This is a genomic window from Novacetimonas hansenii JCM 7643 (assembly GCF_000964405.1).
GTDB classification, from domain to species: domain Bacteria; phylum Pseudomonadota; class Alphaproteobacteria; order Acetobacterales; family Acetobacteraceae; genus Novacetimonas; species Novacetimonas hansenii.
Genome location: NZ_BANE01000234.1, coordinates 1 through 8,281 on the forward strand (window position 1 = coordinate 1; position 8,281 = coordinate 8,281).

At 61.7% G+C, this 8,281-nt stretch carries 10 protein-coding genes; 9 read left to right on the forward strand and 1 reads right to left on the reverse strand.

What is annotated here, in order from left to right; genetic code table 11:
- Positions 1 to 337: 337 nt before the first annotated feature.
- The 9 genes from B7G66_RS13835 to leuB all read left to right on the forward strand — a co-directional run bounded on the left by B7G66_RS13835 (position 338) and on the right by leuB (position 7,937).
- Entirely contained in the window at positions 338 to 829 is a 492-nt protein-coding gene (locus B7G66_RS13835) for a Spy/CpxP family protein refolding chaperone (protein ID WP_040510925.1), read from the forward strand.
- Between the two features lie 177 nt (positions 830 to 1,006).
- Positions 1,007 to 2,401, forward strand: coding sequence for a signal recognition particle protein (gene ffh, locus B7G66_RS13840; protein ID WP_040510923.1), 1,395 nt, complete (start codon positions 1,007 to 1,009; stop codon positions 2,399 to 2,401).
- Between the two features lie 57 nt (positions 2,402 to 2,458).
- Positions 2,459 to 2,806 carry a 30S ribosomal protein S16 gene (gene rpsP, locus B7G66_RS13845; protein ID WP_003620841.1) on the forward strand — a complete coding sequence of 116 codons (348 nt, stop codon included), beginning with the start codon at positions 2,459 to 2,461 and terminating at the stop codon, positions 2,804 to 2,806.
- A gap of 40 nt (positions 2,807 to 2,846) precedes the next feature.
- Positions 2,847 to 3,404 (forward strand): ribosome maturation factor RimM, encoded by a 558-nt coding sequence (gene rimM / locus B7G66_RS13850; protein ID WP_003620838.1) that lies wholly within the window; start codon positions 2,847 to 2,849, stop codon positions 3,402 to 3,404.
- Entirely contained in the window at positions 3,401 to 4,150 is a 750-nt protein-coding gene (gene trmD / locus B7G66_RS13855; protein WP_003620837.1) for a tRNA (guanosine(37)-N1)-methyltransferase TrmD, read from the forward strand. Before rimM ends, trmD begins: the two co-directional genes overlap by 4 nt.
- 29 nt (positions 4,151 to 4,179) lie before the next feature.
- Positions 4,180 to 4,596, forward strand: coding sequence for a 50S ribosomal protein L19 (gene rplS, locus B7G66_RS13860; RefSeq protein WP_003620835.1), 417 nt, complete (start codon positions 4,180 to 4,182; stop codon positions 4,594 to 4,596).
- Positions 4,597 to 4,757: 161 nt separating this feature from the next.
- Positions 4,758 to 6,161: a 3-isopropylmalate dehydratase large subunit gene (gene leuC, locus B7G66_RS13865; RefSeq protein WP_003620833.1), complete on the forward strand. Its 1,404-nt coding sequence runs from the start codon at positions 4,758 to 4,760 to the stop codon at positions 6,159 to 6,161.
- Positions 6,162 to 6,163: 2 nt separating this feature from the next.
- Positions 6,164 to 6,787, forward strand: coding sequence for a 3-isopropylmalate dehydratase small subunit (gene leuD, locus B7G66_RS13870; protein WP_003620830.1), 624 nt, complete (start codon positions 6,164 to 6,166; stop codon positions 6,785 to 6,787).
- A gap of 34 nt (positions 6,788 to 6,821) precedes the next feature.
- Positions 6,822 to 7,937, forward strand: a complete 1,116-nt coding sequence (gene leuB / locus B7G66_RS13875) for a 3-isopropylmalate dehydrogenase (protein WP_003620827.1) — start codon at positions 6,822 to 6,824, stop codon at positions 7,935 to 7,937.
- A gap of 17 nt (positions 7,938 to 7,954) precedes the next feature.
- On the opposite strand, the gene B7G66_RS17935 is transcribed toward leuB, so the two are convergent.
- Positions 7,955 to 8,281 (reverse strand): hypothetical protein (locus B7G66_RS17935; protein WP_159107967.1); only part of this gene is annotated, 327 nt, incomplete at its 5' end.

Below are 8,281 nucleotides of genomic sequence, written 5' to 3' on the forward strand. Positions count from 1 at the left end.
GGAAAAAGCTTCACCAAAAAACCTTTATAATTTCAGTATGTTATTGATCCTGACTTTTCAGGTGGCCTGTTATTGATGGTCCCACCGCCCTGCAACTGTGCGGTTCCCTTTGAATCCAAGGGTGGATGGCAGGGGGGCTTATGTGAAGTCACGATGCCCTGTTTGTGTGATGTTCCTGTGGTTACGTTGCATTCTGGCGTTGCTTCCTTACATTTTGTATCAAGAACATGGGCTTCACCGCCCATGTGATGGCTTACCCTGTCGGGATGACCCTTGTCGTGTGCCGGGAGTCGGTGCAGGGTAGGGAGTGTGTGTTATTACAGATTGGAAAGACACCATGTTTAAGAAGATGATTCTGGCGGCGACGCTTGTGGGTGGATTTGCGGGTATCAGCGCCGAAGCAGCCGTCGCGGCCCCTCCGCCGCCGCCGCCGTCCTGCCATGGTGCGCCCGGTGGCATGCCCTTCCTTGCGCAGGTCAACCTGTCGAAGGCGCAGCGCAAGAAGATCGACGCCATCCTGAAGGCCGATCATCCCGATTTCCATGCTGACATGGACAAGGAATCCGGCCTGCATCACCAGATCCAGGACCTGCTGGCGACCCCCGGCAAGGTTGATGAGGCGCAGATCGCATCGCTGCAGCAGCAGATCGCCAGCATCCATCAGGCACATGAAGCCGCGCGCGTGCAGACCGCCATCCGCATCCATGATGTCCTGACCGCCGATCAGTTGGCGCAGATCAAGGCGACACAGGACAAGGCCGACAGCTTGCATGCCCAGTTGCGCGCCCTTATGGCGCCCCCCGCGCCTCCCGCGCCCGACGCACACTGATCCTGTCCCGCATGGCCGGTGCCTTCGCTCCATAAGGGGGTGATGCGCACGGCCCGGCGTCCCGGGTCAGGTAGCCCTTGACACGGGACGCGTGGGAAAGATACACCCGTCGCAACATCAGGCACGTCACTTCGCGAAGGTTCGCGCAGTGGCGCGTATTCTTTTGGGGAAAAACCTTTGTTCGAGACGCTGTCAGGCAAGCTCTCCGGTGTGTTCGATGGCCTCGCCAAGCGCGGGACCCTGTCGGAGGCCGACGTCACCGAAGCCATGCGCGAGGTGCGTCTGGCGATGCTCGATGCCGACGTCGCGCTGCCGGTTGTCAAGGATTTCGTCAACAAGGTGCGCGAACGTGCCGTGGGGCACGAGGTGCTCGACAGCATTTCCCCCGGTCAGGCCGTTGCCAAGGTCGTCAATGACGCGCTGATTGATGCGCTTGGCGGGGCGGGTGCGGTTCCTCTGAACCTGAATGCCGCGGCGCCTGTGCCCATCCTGATGGTCGGGCTGCAGGGGTCGGGCAAGACGACGACGTCGGGCAAGATCGCGCTGCGGCTTGCTACGCGCGAACGTCGCAAGGTGCTGCTCGCCAGCCTTGATACGCAGCGCCCGGCCGCGCAGTTGCAGTTGCAGCAGCTGGCCGAGCGCGCGGGTGTCGCCTCGCTGCCGATCATCGCGGGACAGTCCCCGGTCGAGATCGCGCGTCGTGCGATGGAAGTCGGGCGTCGCGAAGGTTATGACATCGTCATCCTTGATACCGCCGGCCGTCTGTCGATTGACGAAGCGCTGATGGATGAGGTGCGGGCCATCCGTGCCGAGACCCAGCCCGCTGAAACGCTGCTGGTTGTCGATGCGATGACCGGGCAGGACGCCGTCAACACCGCCAAGGCGTTTAACGAGGCCGTGGGTGTTACCGGTGTGGTCATGACCCGCATGGACGGCGATGCCCGTGGTGGCGCCGCGCTGTCGATGCGTGCGATCACCGGGGCGCCGATCAAGCTGACCGGTTCGGGCGAGAAGCTTGACGCGCTGGAGGAGTTCCATCCCGAACGTGTCGCGGGCCGTATCCTTGGCCTTGGCGATATCGCGGGACTGGTCGAAAAGGCCGCCGACACGCTCGACCATGAGGAGAGCGAGAAGATTGCAGCCAAGATGCTGCAGGGCAAGTTCGACCTTGACGATTACGCGGCCCAGATCCGGCAGATCAACAAAATGGGGTCCATCTCGGGCATCCTGAACATGCTGCCGGGCATGGGTAAGCTGAAGGAGGCCATGGGCGACAAGGACATTGACACCTCTGTCCTTGGCCGCCATCAGGCCATCATTTCATCCATGACCAAGGCGGAGCGAAAGACGCCCGCCATCATCAAGGCGTCGCGCAAGAAGCGCATCGCCGCCGGGTCGGGAACAACCGTGCAGGAGGTGAACCGGCTGCTCAAGCAGTACGACACCATGTCCTCGATGATGAAGCGGTTGAACAAGTTGGGAGTGAAGGGACTGATGCGTCAGGGCCTTTCCGCGCTGATGCCCGGCGGGGGACGTCCCCCCGGCGGGGGTGGCCGTCCGCCATTCGGCTGACGCCGCGTCATGTTTCCCTTTGATGTGTTTTACAAGTTGTTTTGTGGAGAAGTCTGAATGAGCCTCAAGATCCGCCTTGCACGCGCTGGTGCGAAGAAGCGTCCCTATTATCACATCGTGGTTGCCGACAGCCGTTCGCCCCGCGATGGCCGTTTCATCGAGAAGGTCGGTTCCTACAACCCGATGCTGCCGTCCGACCATGCCGACCGCGTGCGTCTGGTGAACGAGCGCATCACGCACTGGCTGTCCAACGGCGCACTGCCGACCGATCGCGTGGCCCGCTTCCTGGGTAATGCCGGTCTGGCGCCGAAGCCGACCTGGAATGAGCAGCCGAAGCAGTCCGCGCCGAAGAAGCGTGCGCAGGAACGTGCCGCCGCTGCTGCTGCCGCAACCGCGGCGGCCTGAGGCACGACGGTAGACGGGCGGGCACGATAGAAGGCAGGTGATGGATCGCGATCGTATCCTGATGGGCGTGGTGGGGCGGCCGCATGGTGTGCGTGGGCTTGTGCGCGTGCACAGCTATGCCGCCGTGCCCGAAGACCTTGCCCGTTATGGGGCGCTTCGTGATGAACACGGGAATGCCTGGCATCTGTCATGGCGTGGGCAGGGGATTGCCGAACTGCGCAATGACGCGGGGCAGGCACTTTCCAGCCGCGAGGACGCGCAGAAACTGGTCAATCGCAAGCTCTATGTCGGGCGTGTCGACCTGCCGGAACCAGAGGAGGACGAATTTTATGTCGCCGACCTCGTGGGGATGCAGGTGATTGAACAGGCAGGCACGCCATTGCATGAACTTGGCCATGTCCGGCTGGTCCATGATTATGGCGCGGGCGTCAGCCTGGAGATCACAGGACAGGGTGGCACGATCCTGCTGCCGTTCACGCGGGCCTGTGTGCCGGTGGTGGACATGGGCGCACGCCGGATCGAGGTTGTCCTGCCTGATGAGGTCGAGGTCCCGGCGGAGTTCTTCCCCGGTGATGGCGCGGCGGAACCCGTGGCATGACGACGTGGCAGGCCACCGCGCTGACTCTGTTCCCCGAGATGTTTCCCGGTTCGCTGGGATGCTCCCTTGCGGGGCGGGCGCTGCGTGACGGGATATGGTCAATGGAGGCGCAGGACCTGCGTGCCCATGGGCTTGGCCGTCATCGCACCATTGACGACACGCCGTTTGGTGGCGGGGCGGGAATGGTTATGCGACCCGATGTCGTATCCGCCGCGCTGGGCGAGGTGGAGGCAGCCGGGCGTCCGGTTATCTATCCCACGCCACGCGGGCGTACGCTGACGCAGGCGGATGTCCGGCGTTATGCGGCGGGGCCGGGGGTTGTCGTGCTGTGTGGCCGGTATGAAGGCGTGGACGAACGCGTGCTGGAGGCGTGCGACATCGAACAGGTCTCCATCGGTGATTATATCCTGTCGGGGGGCGAAGTCGCGGCACTGGTGCTGCTCGATGCCTGCGTGCGGCTGCTGCCGGGCGTCATGGGGTCGGACACAAGCGCCACGGAGGAGAGCTTCGCCGACGGCCTGCTTGAATACCCGCTTTATACCAAGCCGGCGCAGTGGGAGGGACGTGACGTGCCCGATGTCCTGCTGTCCGGTCATCATGGCGCCATTGCCCGGTGGCGTCGCGACATGGCCGAGATGGCAACGCGACAGCGGCGACCCGACCTGTGGGCCGCCCATGTGGCGCGTGCTGGTGAAGAAACGTCCCGATCCGCTGGCCTGCATGCCGATGCGGATCGGCTGAACTGAACATAAACCAATCAACTGAGGACCCGATCATGAACATCATCCAGAAATATGAGGCGGAAGAAATTGCCCGCCTGACCGCGACCCGCGCCGTGCCTGATTTCGCGCCGGGCGATACGGTGCGCGTTGGCGTGCATGTGGTCGAAGGCACGCGCAAGCGCGTCCAGGCTTATGAAGGGGTGGTGATCGCCCGTTCGAACAAGGGCCTGAACAGCAACTTCACCGTGCGCAAGATTTCCAATGGTGAAGGCGTGGAGCGTGTGTTCCCGCTGTATTCGCCCACCATTGCCGAAATCACGGTGGTGCGTCGCGGTGTTGTCCGCCGTGCGAAGCTGTATTACCTGCGTGGCCGTCGTGGCAAGTCCGCCCGCATTGCCGAGCGTCCCCGCGATACGGCGTCCGCGGCCAAGGCCGAAGCGCCTGCCGCCACGGAAGCCAAGGCGAACTGAGCCTGTGACCGCCGTCGCCCGCGCCGCCATTCCACAGGGATGGTGCGATGGGGGCGGCGGTATTTTCTTCTGATTGCCGACCGGGATCACGCGCCCCTGCCGTCACGACAAAGGCCGCGAAAGATCGATCCGGTATTGCCGTATGCTGGGGGTATGAACTGATGGCTGCACGTACGCTGTTCGACAAGATCTGGGACAGTCATGTCGTGGAACGTCTCCCGGATGGTACGGCCATTCTTTATATCGACCGTCACCTTATCCATGAGGTGACAAGCCCGCAGGCGTTCGAAGGCCTGCGCATGACGGGGCGGCGTCTGCGCCATCCGGAGGCAATGATCGCGGTTGTCGATCATAATGTTCCCACATCGGATCGCACCCAGCCGATCGAGGAACCCGAAAGCCGCAACCAGATCGAAACGCTGGAGCGCAATGTGGCGGAATTCGGCGTGCCGTATTTTCCGCTGCTGTCGGAACGCCAGGGCATCGTACATGTCGTCGGGCCGGAACAGGGGATTTCCCTGCCGGGCATGACCATTGTGTGCGGTGACAGCCATACCTCCACGCACGGTGCGCTTGGCGCGCTGGCATTCGGGATCGGCACGTCCGAGGTCGAGCATGTGATGGCGACGCAGACACTGTTGCAGAAACCCGCGAAAAACATGAAAGTCGCGGTAGAGGGACAGGTCGGCCCCGGTGTCAGCGCCAAGGACATCATGCTGGCGATCATCGGTAAGCTCGGCACGGCTGGCGGGACGGGCTACATCATCGAATTTACGGGGTCGGCCATCCGCGCGCTGGACATGGCGGGGCGCATGACGATCTGCAACATGTCGATCGAGGCGGGTGCGCGCGCCGGTCTGGTTGCCCCGGACGAGGTCACGTTCGAGTATGTGCGCGGCCGTCCCTTCGCACCGCAGGGCGAGGCATTCACGCAGGCTGTTGCCTACTGGAAGACGCTCGCCTCGGACGAAGGTGCGCATTATGACAAGGTGGTCGAACTCCGTGCGGAGGAGATCTCCCCGGTGCTGACATGGGGCACCAGCCCTGAAACCGTCATCCCCATTACCGGCACCGTACCCGACCCTGCCACCGAAGCCGATGCATCACGACGCGCGCAGATGCAGCGTATGTTGGAATATATGGGCCTGCAGGCCGGGCAGAAGATCGCGGGCACACCGGTCGATGTCGTGTTTATCGGGTCATGCACCAACAGCCGGATCGAGGACCTGCGCGCCGCGGCCTCTATTGTTTCGGGACGTCACGTGGCACAGGGCGTGCGGGCGATGATCGTGCCGGGGTCGGGCATCGTCAAGGCGCAGGCGGAGGAAGAAGGGCTGGACCGGATCTTCCTCGACGCCGGGTTTGAATGGCGCGAGGCCGGGTGTTCGATGTGCCTGGGCATGAACCCGGACAAGCTGACGCCGGGACAGCGCTGTGCCTCTACTTCCAACCGTAATTTTGAAGGACGTCAGGGGCCGGGTGGGCGCACCCACCTGCTGTCGCCCGCCATGGCCGCCGCCGCCGCCGTGACAGGGTACCTGACCGATGTGCGGGAGTTGATCTGACAATGGATAAGTTCACGGTCCTGACGGCCATTGCCGCCCCGATGCCGCAGGAAAACATTGATACGGACAAGATCATCCCGGCGCGGTTCCTCAAGACAACCAAGCGTTCGGGCCTTGGGGTGCATGCGTTCGACAGCATGCGCTATAACGCCGATGGTTCGGAAAATCCCGATTTCGTCCTGAACCAGACGCCCTATCGCAAATCGCAGATCCTGATTACCCACGATAATCTGGGATGTGGTTCATCGCGTGAACATGCGCCGTGGGCTTTGCTGGATTTTGGAATCCGCTGTGTCATCGCGCCATCGTTTGCGGATATTTTTTTCAATAACTGTTTCAAGAACGGCATCCTGCCCATCACGCTCCCGCGCGAAGTGTGCGACGAATTGATGGCCGATGCGCGTATGGGCGAGAATTCGCGCATCACCATCGACCTGCCCCGTCAGGTGGTGGTCCGTCCCGATGGGCGCGAAATCCCGTTCGAGGTTGATCCCCTGCGCAAGCATCTGCTGCTGGAGGGGCTTGATGATATTGGCCAGACCCTGCAGCACGAGTCCGCGATCGAAACGTTCGAGGCCCGGCGCAGGCACGATGCGCCGTGGATGCCCTCCATTACCATTGACTGACCATCACCGGTCGCTTTTTCAGCAGGGAGCTGTCATGTCCGAAACCAAGAAACTTCTGATCCTCCCTGGCGATGGCATAGGCCCGGAAATCATGCGCGAAGTCGCGCGCATCATGGCGTGGATGAGCCGCGTGCGCGGGATCAATTTCGATATTACCGAGGATCTGGTCGGTGGTGCATCGCTGGCGGTTCATGGCGTGCCGATCCGTCAGGAAGTGATTGACGAGGCCCGCGCCGCCGATGCCGTCCTGTTCGGTTCGGTTGGGGACCCGAAATGGGCTTCCGCCGGGTTTGACCTCCGTCCTGAAATCGCAATCCTGAAACTGCGTCAGGAACTTGGGCTGTTTGCCAACCTGCGTCCGGCCAAGGTGTTCGACGCGCTGGCTGATGCCAGCACGCTCAAGCCCGAGGTGGTACGTGGGCTGGACATCATGATTGTGCGCGAAACGGTGGGGGGCATCTATTTCGGTAATCCGCGCGGGATCGAGACCCTGCCCGACGGGTCACGGCGTGGCATCAATACCGAGGTCTATAGCACGTCGGAAATCGAACGTGTCGCCCGTGTGGCCTTCGACCTTGCGCGCAAGCGGGACAACCGTGTCTGTTCGGTTGAAAAATGCAACGTGATGGAAAGCGGCCTGTTGTGGAAAGAGGTCGTGACGGACCTGCATGCGCGGGAATACGCGGATGTGCAATTGACGCATATGCTGGCTGATAACTGTGCGATGCAGCTTGTGCGCAATCCGCGGCAGTTCGATGTGATCGTGACGGGCAACCTGTTTGGCGACCTTCTGTCCGACCTTGCCTCCATGCTGACCGGCAGTCTGGGCATGCTGCCTTCGGCCACGCTGGGTGCGGTGGATGCCGATGGCAGGCGTCCTGCCCTGTATGAGCCGATCCATGGCAGCGCGCCCGACATTGCGGGCAAGGGTCAGGCCAACCCGCTGGCGCAGATCCTGTCGTTTGCGATGTTGCTGCGTTATTCGTTCAACATGCTGGAAGATGCAGAGATGATCGAGACGGCGGTGGCCAATGTGCTGGCCAGTGGCCTGCGTACGCCTGATATCATGAGCCCCGGCATGGCCGTTGTTGGCACCGAGGTCATGGGCGAGGCCGTGGTCCGCGAACTCGACAAGCTCCAGCAGGGCTGAAGCCGTATCTGTCACATTCAATGAGGCAGCATTGAAAGCCGCACCTGCTGGGCAGGTGCGGCTTTTATGTTTTCGTGGGGAAAAGATGCTGCGTTGGCATCATGGCTTCCGGGGGCTGCCTGAAACGGGCAAGGGACATTGCTCCCTGCAAATCTGGACCTGATCCATAAATTGTTGGGAATTGTGGGAGGGGACTGAGTTTTTCCGATCTGGAAAAGCCCGGGTAATAATAAAGAAGTTTCTGATGATGATTTTTTAAAGAGATTGTTTGAAAACAAATCATTGATAAAAAATAAGAAGAGTTTCTGGGTGCCGCCTTTTTTCAAAAAGGCGGCCTCTTCTGA

Coding starts and splice junctions, on each gene's coding strand:
- leuC (WP_003620833.1), top strand. CDS start 4,758: ATGGCTGCACGTACGCTGTTCGACAAGATCTGGGACAGTCATGTCGTG.
- rpsP (WP_003620841.1), top strand. CDS start 2,459: ATGAGCCTCAAGATCCGCCTTGCACGCGCTGGTGCGAAGAAGCGTCCC.
- rimM (WP_003620838.1), top strand. CDS start 2,847: ATGGATCGCGATCGTATCCTGATGGGCGTGGTGGGGCGGCCGCATGGT.
- trmD (WP_003620837.1), top strand. CDS start 3,401: ATGACGACGTGGCAGGCCACCGCGCTGACTCTGTTCCCCGAGATGTTT.
- B7G66_RS13835 (WP_040510925.1), top strand. CDS start 338: ATGTTTAAGAAGATGATTCTGGCGGCGACGCTTGTGGGTGGATTTGCG.
- leuB (WP_003620827.1), top strand. CDS start 6,822: ATGTCCGAAACCAAGAAACTTCTGATCCTCCCTGGCGATGGCATAGGC.
- leuD (WP_003620830.1), top strand. CDS start 6,164: ATGGATAAGTTCACGGTCCTGACGGCCATTGCCGCCCCGATGCCGCAG.
- rplS (WP_003620835.1), top strand. CDS start 4,180: ATGAACATCATCCAGAAATATGAGGCGGAAGAAATTGCCCGCCTGACC.